At 57.5% G+C, this 16872-nt stretch carries 7 protein-coding genes and 1 CRISPR repeat array; of the genes, 5 read left to right on the top strand and 2 right to left on the bottom strand.

Annotated elements, in window-relative coordinates; genetic code table 11:
* The first annotated feature begins 96 nt into the window (after nt 1-96).
* The 4 genes from csy1 to cas6f are packed head-to-tail and all read left to right on the top strand — an operon-like array spanning nt 97 to nt 4036.
* Nucleotides 97-1461: a type I-F CRISPR-associated protein Csy1 gene (csy1, locus tag CPA45_RS06340; protein ID WP_096650755.1), complete on the top strand. Its 1365-nt coding sequence runs from the start codon at nt 97-99 to the stop codon at nt 1459-1461.
* Nucleotides 1454-2422: a type I-F CRISPR-associated protein Csy2 gene (gene csy2, locus CPA45_RS06335; protein WP_096650754.1), complete on the top strand. Its 969-nt coding sequence runs from the start codon at nt 1454-1456 to the stop codon at nt 2420-2422. The genes csy1 and csy2 overlap by 8 nt, the downstream gene beginning before the upstream one ends.
* A gap of 15 nt (nt 2423-2437) precedes the next feature.
* The gene (gene csy3 / locus CPA45_RS06330) at nt 2438-3463 is read left to right on the top strand and encodes a type I-F CRISPR-associated protein Csy3 (RefSeq protein ID WP_096650753.1); all 1026 of its coding nucleotides are present in this window, start codon (nt 2438-2440) and stop codon (nt 3461-3463) included.
* A gap of 3 nt (nt 3464-3466) precedes the next feature.
* Entirely contained in the window at nt 3467-4036 is a 570-nt protein-coding gene (cas6f, locus tag CPA45_RS06325; protein ID WP_096650752.1) for a type I-F CRISPR-associated endoribonuclease Cas6/Csy4, read from the top strand.
* Between the two features lie 129 nt (nt 4037-4165).
* Nucleotides 4166-10315: a CRISPR direct-repeat array (repeat unit 28 nt; unit sequence GTGCGCTGCCGCCCAGGCAGCTCAGAAA).
* A gap of 82 nt (nt 10316-10397) precedes the next feature.
* Here the strand turns inward: cas6f and CPA45_RS06320 are convergent.
* The gene (locus tag CPA45_RS06320) at nt 10398-12650 is read right to left on the bottom strand and encodes a hypothetical protein (RefSeq protein WP_096650751.1); all 2253 of its coding nucleotides are present in this window, start codon (nt 12648-12650) and stop codon (nt 10398-10400) included.
* 228 nt (nt 12651-12878) lie between these two features.
* On the opposite strand from CPA45_RS06320, the gene CPA45_RS06315 reads away from it, so the two are divergent.
* Nucleotides 12879-15539 (top strand): aldehyde dehydrogenase family protein, encoded by a 2661-nt coding sequence (locus tag CPA45_RS06315; RefSeq protein WP_096650750.1) that lies wholly within the window; start codon nt 12879-12881, stop codon nt 15537-15539.
* A gap of 61 nt (nt 15540-15600) precedes the next feature.
* Here the strand turns inward: CPA45_RS06315 and CPA45_RS06310 are convergent, their stop codons facing one another.
* Nucleotides 15601-16800 (bottom strand): MFS transporter, encoded by a 1200-nt coding sequence (locus CPA45_RS06310; protein WP_096650749.1) that lies wholly within the window; start codon nt 16798-16800, stop codon nt 15601-15603.
* Nucleotides 16801-16872: the final 72 nt, after the last annotated feature.

Raw genomic sequence — 16872 nt, 5'->3', positions numbered from 1 at the left:
TTGGTCTTCTTCAGACCAAAGAATACTAAAGATGTGGTCGCTGTGTTTTATCATCATTTCTATGCCAACAGAGTGTGATAAACAAAAGGAAAATGTATGGCAGATAATAGCAGAGCAGCAGAAATTCGCTCTGGGGTCGAAACCTTCTTAAAAGAGCGTTTCGATACCAAAGCGGAAAAGCTAGCTCCCGACGATCCAAAATACCAGGCGTTAGTGGAGCAGTTCCAGTTCGATACCTGGATTAACGATGCGGCAAGACGTGTTGGTCAACTGCAAGTCGTTACCCACTCCCTCAAACCTATTCATCCGGATGCCAAAGGCTCCAATCTTTACGCCCCACCTGAATTGCTAAACAACCATCATCTTGTCGGCAGCCACACGCTTCCCGCTGATTTTGCGGGCGATGTTGTGGGAAATGCTGCAGCTTTGGATGTTTATAAGTTCTTGAAGCTACAATTTGAGGGAAAATCACTGCTTGAACGTGCGTTGGAAAATGATGGTGAGCTGGCAAAAGCGTTAAGCGATAACCACGAACAAGCCCAGGCTTGGATCAACGCTTTTGCGGCGATTACCGAGCCGAGTGGCGAGCACGCTTCACACACTCGGGGCAAGCAACTCTATTGGCTGGTGGGCGAAGACACCTTGGAGGATGAAGACTTCCATCTGCTAGCCCCGCTCTATGCCACCTCGCTAGCGCATCGCGTATTTCAAACTATTAACCATGATCGCTTTAGCGAAGAGGCCAAAGAGGCACGTAAAGCCAAGCGGGAGGGCAAATACGCCGAGCAAACCGTGCACAACTATCCCGACTTAGCCGTACAGAAAATGGGGGGCACTAAGCCACAAAATATCTCGCAGCTGAATAGCGAGCGAGGCGGGAATAACTATTTGCTGGCCTCAATGCCACCGAGCTGGAATGTGCGCGATATTCGCCCACCGCTGAAAGTCGCATCGGTTTTCTCTCACCCTGGCGTCTTTGGCAGCCGTTTGGACGTGCGCTCGCTGGTTAAAGACCTCAAACAATTTCTTGAAACAAACCCTACGTCAGATATGCACACACGCGATTTGCGCGATGACTACACCGCCATACTGATGGATGAGCTGGCGCTATTCGCTATGCAGATGCATAGCCTGCCTGCGGGATGGAGTGACGATGAGAAGTGCGAATTACCAGTAGAAGAAATTTACTGGCTAGATCCTGGCCGCGCCGAGAAAGATAGCTCTTTTCGTGAAGCGCGAAACAGCGTGGAGTGGGCAGACGATATTCGTCACCGCTTTGCTAACTGGCTGAATACCGCGCTCGGCGGAAAGCTTCCCTTTGGTGATGTGGAATTTCGCCACTGGAAGAAAACATTGGCGAAAGATGCTACCCATCAACGCCTGCAGGATCGTGACCGCCGCTGGATGGAAAGCCTAATGGAAGACTTAACCAACCTGCCAGGAGGTGATGACGATGAATAAAGTGAAAAACCTCCTGGTCCTGCCGCGCCTGCGGGTACAAAACGCCAATGCCATTTCCAGTCCAATGACCTGGGGCTTTCCCGCCATGAGTGCTTTTGTAGGCTTGATGCACGCCTTGGAGCGCAAGCTCTTTTCGGCAGGTATCAACGTTTCGCTCGGTAATGTCGGTGTTATTTGCCACGATTTTGAAGCCCAGGCCACTGAAGGCGGCTACATTCGTGGTTTTCACCTAACGCGTAATCCGGTGGATAAAACCGGCGGGACGGCAGCCATTGTAGAAGAAGGGCGCGTCCATCTTGATATCACGCTGATCTTCACGATTGATAGTGCTGCTACAGAAAGTGAGCATGAGGATATTGCCTATCAAATTGGTGAAATTGTGTCGGGCATGCGAATTGCCGGTGGTAGCGTAGTGCCTAACCGCAACGTACCAAGCCACAAGCAGCGACCGCAATGGGTGGCGCTGGATGACAAAGAAGATGAACGCTACAAGCAATTCGCACGCCTAAAACGGCGCTGGCTCCCCGGCTTTGCGCTAACCCTGCGCGACGACTACCTCACCGAACACCATCAAACGCTGCAGCAGCACAACCCCGAGTGCAGCCTGCTGGATGCGTGGTTAGACCTCTCTCGTCTTAACCATGTTTGCACGTTAGAGAATGAAGGCGAACCCAGCGAGAAGCCCGTTTGGCAGGCTCAGCGGCCCTATCGCGGCTGGCTGGTGCCGATTCCGGTGGGTTATGGCGCTATTTCCGACCTTTTCCAGTCTGGAGAAGTGGCCAATGCTCGCGATGCCAAGACCCAGTTTCGCTTTGTTGAAAGCCTCTACTCCATTGGTGAATGGGTCAGCCCGCACCGCATGAAGCAACCTGAAGACCTGCTTTGGTACGTTGATAACGACGAAGAAGCGGGACTTTACCGACTCAATAACGATTACCACCTACGCGCCACTGCACAGTAAATAAGGAGCTTCATCATGGCTAAAAACGATACCCTTAAAACCGCTTCCGTCCTCGCCTTTGAGCGTAAGCTCGACCCTTCTGATGCCCTGCTTTACGCCAGCAATTGGGATAAGCGGGAAGATGAGCAGCAGTGGCAGCCGGTCGTGGTGCGTGAAAAGTCGGTTCGCGGCACTATTTCCAACCGCTTGAAAGCGAAAGATCAGGATCCCGCCAAGCTAGATGCCGCGATTGAAAACCCCAACCTACAAACCGTCGATGTCGCCACACTGCCCCACAATGCAGATACCCTGGTTGCTCGCTTCACCCTGCGCGTATTAGCTGGTGCTGGAACGCCATCAGCCTGTAATAACGCTGAGTACCAAGCCAAGCTGGAACAGGCAGTTGCCGAGTATAAACAAGCGCAAGGCTTCGGCGAACTGGCGCACCGTTACGCCAATAACCTCGCTAATGGTCGCTTTCTGTGGCGTAACCGCATGGGCGCAGAGCAAGTAGAAGTCAGTATTCGCCAGTTGGCTCAAGGCAAAGCCACCAAAGAGTGGACGTTTGATGCATTGTCGCTTTCGTTGCGTGCCTTCGAGGATACTACCGAGCTTAAAGAGCTTGCGGGAGTTATCGCCTCCGCGTTAGCGGGCGAGCAGCACTTACTGCTAGAGGTAGTGGCCTATGTACGAATGGGCAGTGGTCAAGAGGTGTTCCCCTCTCAAGAGCTGATTCTTGATCGCGGGCGTGGTGATAAGAGCAAAACGCTTTATCACGTCAGCGATATTGCCGGTATTCACTCTCAGAAATTGGGGAACGCCATTCGTACTATAGACACCTGGTACCCCAATGAAAACGATGAAGACCTTGGGCCTATTGCTGTAGAGCCTTATGGATCAGTAACGACTCAGGGCAAAGCGTACCGCCAGCCCAAGCAGAAAGCCGATTTCTACTCACTGCTGGATAACTGGATGATCAAGGATTCAGTGCCGTCCACTGAGCAGCAGCATTTTGTGATGGCAACGCTGATCCGTGGTGGTGTGTTCGGCGAAGCGGGGTAAGCCATGGATCACTACATTGATATTCGCTTGCGCCCCGACCCGGACTTTCCGGAAACAATGCTCATGGGCGCGCTTTACAACAAGTTGCACCGAGCGTTGTTTGATCTAGAAGCCGCAGATGTAGGTGTCAGTTTTCCAAAGCATAAACATGGTGTTCGCGCTCGCACACTAAGTGATCATCTTCGCCTACATGGTACTCAAGCGCGTTTGCAGCAGCTAATGAGCGCGAACTGGTTAGCGGGCATGCGTGACCATGCCAAGGTGAGTGAGGTAATCGCTGTTCCTACGAATGCGCAGCATATTAATGTCGCGCGGAAGCAGTTCAATACAGGGAGCGCAAGCCGTGCCAAACGCTATGCCAAGCGGCATAACATTTCAGAAGACGAAGCGCGGACAATTTACGCCAAAGTTGCGGCGCGGCGTATAGAGCTGCCCTTTGTACAGATCAATAGCCGTTCTACCCAGCAGCGATTCAGCCTGTTTATAGAGCACAGCAAGCCTCATGAAAACGCGGTGGCGGGTGCGTTTAACCACTATGGTTTAAGCAGTAACGCTACCGTGCCGTGGTTTTGACCCTTTTTTCTAACGTGAAAATTGGCAACCAATAATCAACCACTTAGCGGTATCGCTCAAAAAAGGGTGATATCGCTTTTTTTGGCTAAAGCTCTTTAACAATCAGCACATTAATTTTGATATGCTCTAGTGCGCTGCCGCCCAGGCAGCTCAGAAAACCACCCGGAACTACCTCACGCACAACGCCGCGTGCGCTGCCGCCCAGGCAGCTCAGAAAACAGCCGAATGGCTATGATAGCACATCTATTTGTGCGCTGCCGCCCAGGCAGCTCAGAAAATCCTATGGGGCCGTGACCCCGACGAGCTAATGTGCGCTGCCGCCCAGGCAGCTCAGAAATGCCCAACAAAACCAGGGGGGCGCAATAGATCGTGCGCTGCCGCCCAGGCAGCTCAGAAAAAGTGATGACATACGAAAACGCCACTAATGGTGTGCGCTGCCGCCCAGGCAGCTCAGAAAATTGGATGCCTTTGCCAGCGCCGCCGGATCCAGTGCGCTGCCGCCCAGGCAGCTCAGAAAATTGCTCGCTGTCATAACATCCAGGCGAGCAAGTGCGCTGCCGCCCAGGCAGCTCAGAAAATAGCTATTCTTTAGCGCAGATTCGCGCATACGTGCGCTGCCGCCCAGGCAGCTCAGAAATCTTTGAGGTCGCCATTCAGAAGCAGGTTGCCGTGCGCTGCCGCCCAGGCAGCTCAGAAAAATGACACCCTCCAAATAAGACGCACCCCCGCGTGCGCTGCCGCCCAGGCAGCTCAGAAAACCACATGAAAAGCATGTTTAGCAATATACGGGTGCGCTGCCGCCCAGGCAGCTCAGAAACACAGAGTAATCACCTACAAATCAAAGGCCACGTGCGCTGCCGCCCAGGCAGCTCAGAAACGAACGAAAAACTACGCGAGGAAGCCATAAAAGTGCGCTGCCGCCCAGGCAGCTCAGAAATATATGAGGCGCTCAAGTCTGTCGTTGATACGGTGCGCTGCCGCCCAGGCAGCTCAGAAAACGTTTCAAGCACGTTTCCAATGGTAAGTAGCGTGCGCTGCCGCCCAGGCAGCTCAGAAATATACAGGCCGTTTTTGTCGCTGATCGGTTACGTGCGCTGCCGCCCAGGCAGCTCAGAAATTGCCGGGTGGCTTTTTTATTTCCTATCGGTTGTGCGCTGCCGCCCAGGCAGCTCAGAAAAATAAAACCATTAGTGGCGTTTTCGTATGTCAGTGCGCTGCCGCCCAGGCAGCTCAGAAAATCCACAGATTGGTTACAAGGAGGGCCACTAAGTGCGCTGCCGCCCAGGCAGCTCAGAAAATGAGCGCGCTAGAGCAATACGAATACGACTTGTGCGCTGCCGCCCAGGCAGCTCAGAAACAGCGTGAGCAGTAATCTTTCATCTTGTGCACGTGCGCTGCCGCCCAGGCAGCTCAGAAATAACGCCACCCGTGTTTGAGCAAACGGCAGAGGTGCGCTGCCGCCCAGGCAGCTCAGAAAATCCACCTCCCCCGGTGGCGACCACATGGCCGGTGCGCTGCCGCCCAGGCAGCTCAGAAATGGGCGCCGCAATCGGCGTAGCAGCCGTCCTCGTGCGCTGCCGCCCAGGCAGCTCAGAAACAGAGCAAGCCTGTTATTATGACGATCTTGGGGTGCGCTGCCGCCCAGGCAGCTCAGAAATACACACACCAGTGCTGCCGCAGCCGCCAAATGTGCGCTGCCGCCCAGGCAGCTCAGAAAGGTGGGCGTTTGCAATGGTTTATCGAGACATGGTGCGCTGCCGCCCAGGCAGCTCAGAAATCAAAGAGGAGCTGAGAAAGAGCCTTCTAACCGTGCGCTGCCGCCCAGGCAGCTCAGAAACACGAGTTCACCGCGCCCGCCATCGTGATAACGTGCGCTGCCGCCCAGGCAGCTCAGAAAATCGCGTCTTGCAAATCAAATGCAGGCGCTGAGTGCGCTGCCGCCCAGGCAGCTCAGAAAGTGGCGAACTGTGCCCAGTCGTGGGGCCAATCGTGCGCTGCCGCCCAGGCAGCTCAGAAAGCCAGCGCCGCCTCCCGCTCCTCTAGCTCGGCGTGCGCTGCCGCCCAGGCAGCTCAGAAAGCAGGTGCAATGGCGCTCTGCTGGCAGGGGCGGTGCGCTGCCGCCCAGGCAGCTCAGAAAAGGGCGCGCAGATTAACGACCCAAGCGTCACGGTGCGCTGCCGCCCAGGCAGCTCAGAAAATCGTGATAACGGGCGCTACGGTAGTGATCGAGTGCGCTGCCGCCCAGGCAGCTCAGAAAGTCAGTGATCCGCACGTTTGAGGGCGCGCCGAGTGCGCTGCCGCCCAGGCAGCTCAGAAAAGCATCTCTAATTGAGTGCTCGTACATAACTAGTGCGCTGCCGCCCAGGCAGCTCAGAAATGGAGCTGCGCATTCATCTTTAATGCGTACTGGTGCGCTGCCGCCCAGGCAGCTCAGAAAAGCGACTTTCGCTTTCACTGACACGCTGATACGTGCGCTGCCGCCCAGGCAGCTCAGAAACGCCCGCAACGACAGTGGGCAACAGCGGCTTGGTGCGCTGCCGCCCAGGCAGCTCAGAAAAACCCCGCCAAAGCGGGGTTATATCCATGTTTGTGCGCTGCCGCCCAGGCAGCTCAGAAAACGCTGGAAAAGAAGCGTAAAGAGATCAAAGAGTGCGCTGCCGCCCAGGCAGCTCAGAAATCTCCGTTTTCGTCACAATTGCCGCATGCTGGGTGCGCTGCCGCCCAGGCAGCTCAGAAAAGGGCGAGCTAGTTAAGGTGCTACGCCAGCTTGTGCGCTGCCGCCCAGGCAGCTCAGAAATCAGTGACTCACGCACGCGGTAGACTGCATCAGTGCGCTGCCGCCCAGGCAGCTCAGAAAAGACTGACGCCGCTCTAGCGGTTCTGCGCGAAGTGCGCTGCCGCCCAGGCAGCTCAGAAACAGCACTTCGGCATGAAGGTCTCGGAATTCATGTGCGCTGCCGCCCAGGCAGCTCAGAAAAAAAAGGATCACTAAACCCAAAAAGTTGGTCTGTGCGCTGCCGCCCAGGCAGCTCAGAAACGCGAAAAATAATTGCATAACGGGGCGTTGTGGTGCGCTGCCGCCCAGGCAGCTCAGAAATGCATATCGGCGGGATAGCGTGCCCGGGCGCAGTGCGCTGCCGCCCAGGCAGCTCAGAAAGCGAATGCCACAAAGCCCAAGAGCTGAAATAAGTGCGCTGCCGCCCAGGCAGCTCAGAAACGTGATAGCGCTCTCATACTCAACGTCAACGGGTGCGCTGCCGCCCAGGCAGCTCAGAAAACCGTCATAAAGTTTGATGCCATATGTAGTGCGTGCGCTGCCGCCCAGGCAGCTCAGAAAGGCTTAGCAACAGCGTCATGCTCACGAGCCAGGTGCGCTGCCGCCCAGGCAGCTCAGAAAATTAAAGACGATCCTAGCGCGGAGTTTGTGGAGTGCGCTGCCGCCCAGGCAGCTCAGAAAAGTACGCATTTAAAATTGGCAACGGTGATAAAGTGCGCTGCCGCCCAGGCAGCTCAGAAAACGCCCTCTTCACCGCTCACCCACGCCGCACGGTGCGCTGCCGCCCAGGCAGCTCAGAAAACTCTCCACGCATGTACGATGGCCACGTATCGGTGCGCTGCCGCCCAGGCAGCTCAGAAAACGAATTGTTGTCAGGATCATCTATTTCATTATGTGCGCTGCCGCCCAGGCAGCTCAGAAAATGGACATTATCATCGCAGAAACCGGCACGACGTGCGCTGCCGCCCAGGCAGCTCAGAAAATCGACACACTAAACCAGTTTGGGCGTGGGAAGTGCGCTGCCGCCCAGGCAGCTCAGAAAGACACGCGCTGATACAGCGATTTGCTAACATCGTGCGCTGCCGCCCAGGCAGCTCAGAAACTTTACAGTGGCCAGAACGCAAGACGTGCACGGTGCGCTGCCGCCCAGGCAGCTCAGAAAGTAAAGCTGCAGAAAGCGTGGAGGCCGATAAGGTGCGCTGCCGCCCAGGCAGCTCAGAAATGAATCGTGACCGCTAAGGTGCTAATCCCGGCGTGCGCTGCCGCCCAGGCAGCTCAGAAATCATCAGAAAGAGCCCCGGAGAGCATCAGCTAGTGCGCTGCCGCCCAGGCAGCTCAGAAAGGCGGCGCGGGCTGGTAATCGGGCTTGCCCACGTGCGCTGCCGCCCAGGCAGCTCAGAAAACTAATGACAAGGCCAGCGGAAAGCGCTTCCGGTGCGCTGCCGCCCAGGCAGCTCAGAAAGCTGGCCTTGTCATTAGTGGCGCTAACGCTCAGTGCGCTGCCGCCCAGGCAGCTCAGAAAGCGACGAAAATAGCTGGACCATTGAGGTGGTGGTGCGCTGCCGCCCAGGCAGCTCAGAAAAGCAAGCCATCCAGGAACTCATGCTTTGATGTGTGCGCTGCCGCCCAGGCAGCTCAGAAAAATAAAAAGCTGCAGGAAATGGCCACTGCCGGGTGCGCTGCCGCCCAGGCAGCTCAGAAAAGCGCTAATACGCGCCGCCACATCATCCGCATGTGCGCTGCCGCCCAGGCAGCTCAGAAAAGGGGTAAAAGAGATGACTGATAGCACTACACGTGCGCTGCCGCCCAGGCAGCTCAGAAAGAACGGAGGCGTTAACAATGAAGATGATTGCCGTGCGCTGCCGCCCAGGCAGCTCAGAAACAAGGCAAATGGTGCTGCTTCTAGCACATCGCGTGCGCTGCCGCCCAGGCAGCTCAGAAATGCTTTCGTCACTCGCACGCCTTGCGCCATTTGTGCGCTGCCGCCCAGGCAGCTCAGAAAAGCGAGGTGATTAGGATGGAGCCGTCTGGCACGTGCGCTGCCGCCCAGGCAGCTCAGAAATGTTCGACCTTGAGCAGCTGCGCCTTGAATACGTGCGCTGCCGCCCAGGCAGCTCAGAAAACGCCCGGCCAGCAACAAGGCGGGGAGCAATAGTGCGCTGCCGCCCAGGCAGCTCAGAAAATCAACGCTATCACGTGATAGTCGCTCTGCCCGTGCGCTGCCGCCCAGGCAGCTCAGAAAGGTAACGAAATTCCACGGCGGCGGGCGGGTCAGTGCGCTGCCGCCCAGGCAGCTCAGAAAGTCAGGGATGAGTAATATTAATGCGACGGCGGGTGCGCTGCCGCCCAGGCAGCTCAGAAAACGTCTGTAAATTCGGCGGCGAATGAACGCACGTGCGCTGCCGCCCAGGCAGCTCAGAAAAGACTCGCCAGATGGGTCAGAGCTAGGAGCAAGTGCGCTGCCGCCCAGGCAGCTCAGAAACCGCAGAAGAGGGCGTTGGTAAATCACTAATGGTGCGCTGCCGCCCAGGCAGCTCAGAAACTCGCGGGCAAAGTACCAAGTAGCACCGATCTGGTGCGCTGCCGCCCAGGCAGCTCAGAAAGTAGCCGCCAAAACATCGTTGACGCGGTTAAGGTGCGCTGCCGCCCAGGCAGCTCAGAAAGTAGCCGCCAAAACATCGTTGACGCGGTTAAGGTGCGCTGCCGCCCAGGCAGCTCAGAAATGCTACTAAACATACGCGTGCCCCGGCAAATTGTGCGCTGCCGCCCAGGCAGCTCAGAAATGCCCGCAGCACAGTATTTGCCGCATCCTTCAGTGCGCTGCCGCCCAGGCAGCTCAGAAAGCTATGACGTCGCCCTAAAAGCCCAAATGGTGGTGCGCTGCCGCCCAGGCAGCTCAGAAAAGAACGGATACCCCTCATGGCCAACACTCGACGTGCGCTGCCGCCCAGGCAGCTCAGAAAACCGTGTACAGCCGCTGTCATCACCACGGTGTGTGCGCTGCCGCCCAGGCAGCTCAGAAATCACCTGCCAGCGAGTCGCGATCGGTCTCGGAGTGCGCTGCCGCCCAGGCAGCTCAGAAAATGATTTTCGCTTACTTATTGATAGCGCTTGGGTGCGCTGCCGCCCAGGCAGCTCAGAAAAAGAGATGGAGCCGTTACTTCAATACCGGGTCGTGCGCTGCCGCCCAGGCAGCTCAGAAAACCAGGTGTGCTTGATCCCGATGAAATGGAAGGTGCGCTGCCGCCCAGGCAGCTCAGAAAAGGCGGCGCTTGCCACCCATCCATTTAATAAAGTGCGCTGCCGCCCAGGCAGCTCAGAAACAGATTCCTCCTACCTCCTTGCCTGCGTACATGTGCGCTGCCGCCCAGGCAGCTCAGAAAAGATAAAGACAGCGGGCGCGAATACATCACGCGTGCGCTGCCGCCCAGGCAGCTCAGAAAGCTATCGAGGAGTTTTATGCATGGGGGTATGAGTGCGCTGCCGCCCAGGCAGCTCAGAAAATGCGGCTCAGACGGCACTCGGTCGGGGAGGTGCGTGCAGAGGACTGACTGCACACAGCTGTGGTGCGTTCTCTTTGTGAGGCTAGTTACTCTTTATCTTCCCCTCCGTCTGCCCTGTTGCCGTTAATGTGGGAAAGTTGGCCATGAGTAAGAGTTCAGCTTGCTTCTTCAATGGCAGGGGCTTGTGGTTCGGCCATGCATCGAGGGTGTTGCCTGCTGTGCGGCGAATGCTTTGCTCGGCATTATCCATATGCTCAAGGAAGCGTTCAGTGGTCAGAATCTCGCCATAGATTCGGCTAAAGGAGTAGATGTGAAAGCCGCTCTGTGTCAGCTCTCGTGCCATTGTTCGGGCTTGCTCGATCAGCGCCAGGGCCTGTCGGGCCAGGCCTGCGGTGCGTTGAGGGGTGAAGTCCCACAGGGCGACAGCGGCCGTATAGCACAAGGTTGGTCGATAGGCGCGCAGGGCAATGGCATCGTTATGGAACGTGATTTTGTCCAGCAGCTTGTGTTCCACAAACTGGTTGCCTTCTGGGGTGAGTGCGGCCTCCACATCATAGCCGCGCAGCCTTAGCAGGTTGATTGTCTGCTCCGCTGCCAGTGGCTGGCTTCCATCCACTCGGCGCCTGTCATCAATCAGTAGGTGCGGGTCTGCGCGAAAGAACGCCTTCAGCAGGCGAGCGCTGGCCAGCAGGAAGCTTGAGCGTAGGCCGGCAGGCGAGACGCTCATGCCTTTTTCGAAGAGGTCTGCGGCTTCTTCCAGCAGGGCCAGGAAGCGCTCCTCCTCACCCATCGCGTTACCGGCGGCGCGGGAGAACTTGGCCAACGTGAGGGCCTCGGCCAGTGCTAATACGCCGACTTCACAGTAATAATCCTCGGGTAGCGAAGCATTATGCTGACGAATACACCAGGCGTCCTGGGCCGCCATCCGAAAGAGTGCTGTGGCGCCGGAGAGTGTGGGGCACTCCACCGCCATATTGCGGTAGATCATCATGCGCAGCGTGCGGGCCACCATGGAGCTTGGGTCTATGCTGAGCACGATACGCAGGATGTCGCAGGCTTCGGCAAAGCGGTGGCGATAATAGAGCGTCTTGGCGATCTCGATGCCCAACATGGCGTTATGGGGAGTGCGCAGGAAGGTGCTGATGGCATCCTTGGCGGTATTTGGGGTGTAGGTTTGCCAGGTGTCGAATTCGAATCTGGTTCCTGTCGCGTTGAGCACGGGGTCGCTCTGCAGTTCGGGAGCGAAATCGAAGTAGATGAAGCTCCAGAGCGCAGTGAGCGGCCAGGCTGCCAGCACTTCACCATTGAAGAGTGTCACCTCGGTGGGGCGCTCCTGGTACAGAACCCGTATGTCGTTGATCTGCAGGCATTGTCGGGTGAAATTAGACACTCGAACCACTGGGTCACCCGGTAGCTCGGCCCCGAGTAGTGGTAGCAAATAGCCGTCGAGACTCGAGAACTCGCCGGTCGTCAGGCCGATAGAGAGAAAGCGCTTGTGGCTGGAGTGTTCCGACAGTGCCCAACTGATAGCGACTTTGTGGGCCAGTGAAACCGCCTGGCGCAGGCATTGGCGGTAGGCGAGGGGGGCTCCGGAGTCATGCTCTTTGGGGATGTCTATATATAGCGTGGTGATATCGTGGGAATGTACCTTGCCCCAGCGCCCGCCGGGCGAGCCTTCATCGCGCTGGTCGAGGTGGCGCTTGAGGGTTCGTTTGAGCCAGTTGACGACGGGGTTGTCGATCAGGTCGCCGCGGCTGCTGAGGGAAAACCCCATGCGTACTCCCGCCGTGAAATTTTCTGTTCGCCTACTGGCCTGGCAGAGTGCCAACAACGCTTCGAAGTGCCACTGATCACCGAGTGTTTGCCGCTGATGCCCGATCCAGAAAGCCAGGCTGCGCAGTACGTTCTGTTTATGCAGGTTATCGGCCGGTTCTCGCTTCAAGCGAGTCAGCATCGAGTTGCTGACTCGGGGGAGTGCGACTTGGTGCTTGTCGAGTAAGGCATTGATGCGCTCGGTCCAGGCGCGTATCGATAGGGGCAGTGAAAGATGCGCTTGCCTGTTGTCGAGCAGCTCTTCCAGGGTTTGTGGCCTTCCTGCGTCCAGTGATCTGCTCGCGCCGCCGCCATGCTCGTCGATATAGCGATACAGGGCATCAACGTCGGCCTCCTCTAAGACACCATGGCGTTGAGCGAAAGCGAGCAGAGACTCCAGCAGGGGGGCGTTATCGCCCGCCTTCGCGAAGTGCTTCAGGCTGTCGGTGGTAGGAAAGACTGCCAGCATGGCCGAAGCAGCGTTCTGGTGCGCGCTAGGCTCCTGCCTATTGCTTTCCATCATGGCTTGCTCCTTGAGTGTTTTGCGAACTTGTATTCTTCACTGCGGAAGAGTTGGGAGGTGTTTCAGTATAAAACAATAATTTCAGTGAAACAGTGCCTTTCCTTTGTCGTTTCAGCATGCGTTGGGTAGGGTTTTTCAAGCAGAACCATTCCTACACAATCATAACGCGTCATTGCATGACCGCGCTTACCCACAGGGCGACGTCTGCAATCGGGAGGTACAACATCCATGGATTCCTACCAGCTCTTCATCAACGGCGAGTTCGTCAATGCCGCCGATGGCAGAACCTTCACTACGTATGACCCGGGTAACGAGAAACCGGTCGCAACGGTGGCCCAGGCGGGAGAGGCAGATGCCCTGCGCGCCCTTGAAGCGGCACGAGAGGCCTTCGATCACGGCGAGTGGCCAAGGCTGACGCCGACGGAGCGTGCCAGCAGGGTCTATGACTTCGCTGACCACGTCACGAAGTTGGCCGGGCGCCTGGCCATGGCCGAATCCATGGATGCCGGCCACGTGATCAATCTGTCCAAGTTCTGGGCCTCCAATGGTGCCAGCCTGCTGCGTAACCTGGCTCACTACTCGGCGAACAGTTTTCCCTGGGAGGAGGAGATTCCCTACTCTGGGAATGTCGGGGCGCCGGGGCGTGACTATATTCGCCGTGAGCCGATCGGGGTTTGTGTTGGGATCATTCCATGGAATTTTCCGGCTAGCATGGCGTTCTGGAAGATCTCTCACTCCATCATCATGGGTAACACCATCGTACTGAAGCCGGCGACCCAGACGCCGCTTACCGCTTTGATCATTGCCGAGGCGGCCCAGGCCGCTGGTATTCCCAAAGGGGTCATCAACGTGATTACTGGTCAGGGGCGTGAAGTGGGCAATCTGCTCTGCACGCACCCCTACGTCGACAAGATCTCCTTTACCGGCAGCACCAGTGTCGGCAACGACATCATGAAGCTGGCGGCGGATTCCACTAAGCGAGTTACCCTGGAACTGGGGGGGAAGTCGGCCAATATTATCCTCGACGACGCGGATCTGGATGCGGCGGTCGATGGTGCGGTCTTTGGCACCTTTCTGCACCAGGGGCAGGTGTGCGAGTCGGGTACTCGACTGCTGGTTGCCTCAAAGATCTATGATGAATTCATTGCCAAGCTGAAGACGCGTACCGAGGCGTTGCGGGTCGGCTACCCGCTCTCTCCAGAGAGCCATCTGGGGCCGCTGGTCAGTGCCAAGCAGCTCGAAACCGTCGATGGCTACGTTAAGCTGGGTCTGGAGGAGGGCGCTACCCTGCTCACCGGTGGGCATCGGGTCGAGGTGCCCGGCATTTCGGGCGGCCACTATTACGCGCCGACGATCTTCACGGATGTCGATAATAGTATGCGTATTGCCCAGGAGGAGATCTTTGGCCCGGTCGTGGCGGTGATCAAATTTGATAGCGATGAAGAGGCCGTGGCTATCGCTAACGACTCTATCTATGGTTTGGCGGGTGGCGTGTATTCCGGCAGTAATGCTCGGGCACAGCGGGTTGCCGCCCAGATGCGCACGGGGACGGTGTGGATCAATAATTATCATGCCTTCGGTGACTTCTGCCCCTTCGGTGGCTACAAACAGTCCGGGTTCGGCCGTGAGATGGGGGCGTCTGGGCTGTCGGAATTTGTCCAGGTCAAGCGGATCCATGTCAGCGCCTACGCGGCGGTCGGGGCCAGTCCGGCCATGGCCATCCTCTCGGACGACAAGAAGACGCCCTTCGTGCAGTACAAGGCACCCACCAATATCATTTCCGGTCACGGCAGCTTGCCAGCGATCTACAAAGAGATGGTCAAGCTGGGTTGTAAGCGTGCGGTGATCATGACCGACGAGGGCGTCAATGCGACGGGCCTGCCAGCCATGGTTAGAGAGGCGCTGGATGATTTCTGTGTAGGGCTTTACGACCGTATCGAGCAGGACTCGTCTCTGGATACCGTCGATGCGGCGGCGGCCTATGCTCGTGAATGTGGTGCCGATGCCATTGTCAGTGTTGGTGGTGGCAGTGTGATCGATACCTCCAAGGCGGTATGCGTCGTGTTGAAGAATGGCGGCAAGTGTAATGATCATATGGCCATGCTGCGTTTGCAGGAGCCGCAGACCCCTCATATTTCTATCCCCACCACCTCCGGCACAGGCAGCGAGGTGACCAACGTGGCGGTGATCAAGAACAAGGCGGTGGGCCGCAAGGTCTATATCCTCGATCCCTATATCGTGCCCAACAGCGCCATTCTCGATCCTCTCTTTACCCTCGGGCTGCCCCACCGCATGACTGTGACCACGGCGCTGGATGCCATGACTCACTCTATTGAAGCGCTGACCAGTACCCGCTCGCAGCCAATCTGCGACGGTCAGGCGCTACAGGCCATTCGCCTGATCAGTGAAAACCTGCCCAGGGTAGTGAAAAATCCCCGCGACGAAGCTGCTCGTTCCAATCTCCAATTGGCGGCCACCATGGCTGGCTGGGCATTCAATGTGGCACAAGTTGGCTTAGCCCATGCTATGGCCCATACGCTGGGGGTGGTCCATGACATCCCACACGGGCTCGCCTGCGGCATCATGCTGCCTCGGGTGATGCGCTTTAACGTCGACCATGCCAGCCACAAGTTGGCACTGGCGGCCCAGGCGCTCGGCGTGGAAACCGTAGGTATGGGTGAACGCGAAGCGGCGTTGGCCGCGGCCGCGGCGGTGGAGTCGCTGATGCAGGCGGTCGACCACCCGCGCCATCTGCGCGATCTCGGCGTACCGCAAGAGAATCTGCCGAACCTGGCCGTACATGCCATGGGGGACGCCGCTATCATGTTCAATGCAAGGCCGGTGAAGAGCCCTCAGGAAGTGGCCGCCGTCTATGAAGAGGCTTACTGACGCTGGCTTGACTGTCTCCCATCCATCGCTACCAACCCCGGCCCCTGTGGTCGGGGTTTTTTTATGGTGTGTCTGTAGCTCGGGTATGGGTCGCTGGTAAGCGGTGTATGACCAGCATGACCGCTATCAGGATCGCGGCGGCAGCGAAGGGGGCGCTAGGGTTCAGTTGATACAGCGGAGCGGCGACCAAGGGACCAATAATGAAACCTACCGCGGGTGTGGCTGACACCAGCCCGGTTGCTTTTGCCTGCTGTTGGGCGCTGCCGGTTGAAGTTGCCGCAGTGGCGGCTGCCGGGTAGCTCAATCCCATACCAAGACCGACCAGTGCCATGGCAACGTGCAAACTGACCATGCTGGCAGCGAATGCCAGCAGCATATAGCCGATAAGCAGGCTGGTTAGACCGAGTATTAGCATGCGACCTGTGCCCCAACGACTGCGTTGGACGAAACCGAATTGTACCGCGACCGAGACCAGTGCCAGCGTCAGGACGGAGAAGCCGACCTGTTGAGCGGCCCGTGATGGAGAGAGATGCCAGATATCGATGAAGAAGAACCCCAGAGTCTGATGAATCATGGCCATGGCCGAGAATAGGGCGGCTGCCACCATTAAGTAGCGCCAGGAAGCCCAGGTGAGCCGTTCACTAGTGTTGAGGTGCGTCGTTTTTGCATCGACCTGCCCTGGCAGTAGGCGGTCATCGGGCAGCCTAAACCATAACCAGCCCAGCGCTAAAAAAGTCAGCAGCGCAACGGTGTAGAGGGGTACCAGCAGGCCTAAGGCCGCCAGTAAACCACCGAAAGCAGGCCCCACCACCTGTCCCAGGCTATTGGCGGAGGTGGTCCGGCTGATCGCGGCTAGGCGTTTGTCGGCCGTCGTTAAGGCAATCGCATAGCCTAGGGCGGCAGGCGGGGTGGCTGACATGATCGAGGATTGCAGCATGCGGCTGAAGAGTAGTGCCATGAATAGCGGCAATCCCGCCAGCAACCCTAGCATGCCCAGCGAGAAGACCGTGGTGAAGAGCAGTGTACCCAGTGTATAGCCGGCCAGCCCAATAAGAATGATACGGCGCCGGCCGAAGTGCAGGCTCACCCGTCCCCAAACCGTGGTGCCCACAGCATAGACCAAGGCGGAAGACGATATGATGATGGCTACCTGGAATTCATTGAGTCCTACTTCACGCCCCAGGGGCGGGAGCAGCGTCATCACCACGCCTTGGCCGGTAGCGGTGGCAAGCAGAGCGGTAAATAGCAACCAGAGGGTCATGCGATTGTACTCCAGCGTTGTACTCCAGCGGTTGTACTCCAACAAGGCGAGAGGTCGGCAGTAGCAAAAAAG

It is taken from the genome of Vreelandella nigrificans, from assembly GCF_002374315.1.
In the GTDB taxonomy this organism is placed as follows: domain Bacteria; phylum Pseudomonadota; class Gammaproteobacteria; order Pseudomonadales; family Halomonadaceae; genus Vreelandella; species Vreelandella nigrificans.
The sequence above is the reverse complement of the archived record's forward strand: the minus strand, read 5'-3'. Positions and strand labels throughout refer to the sequence as shown.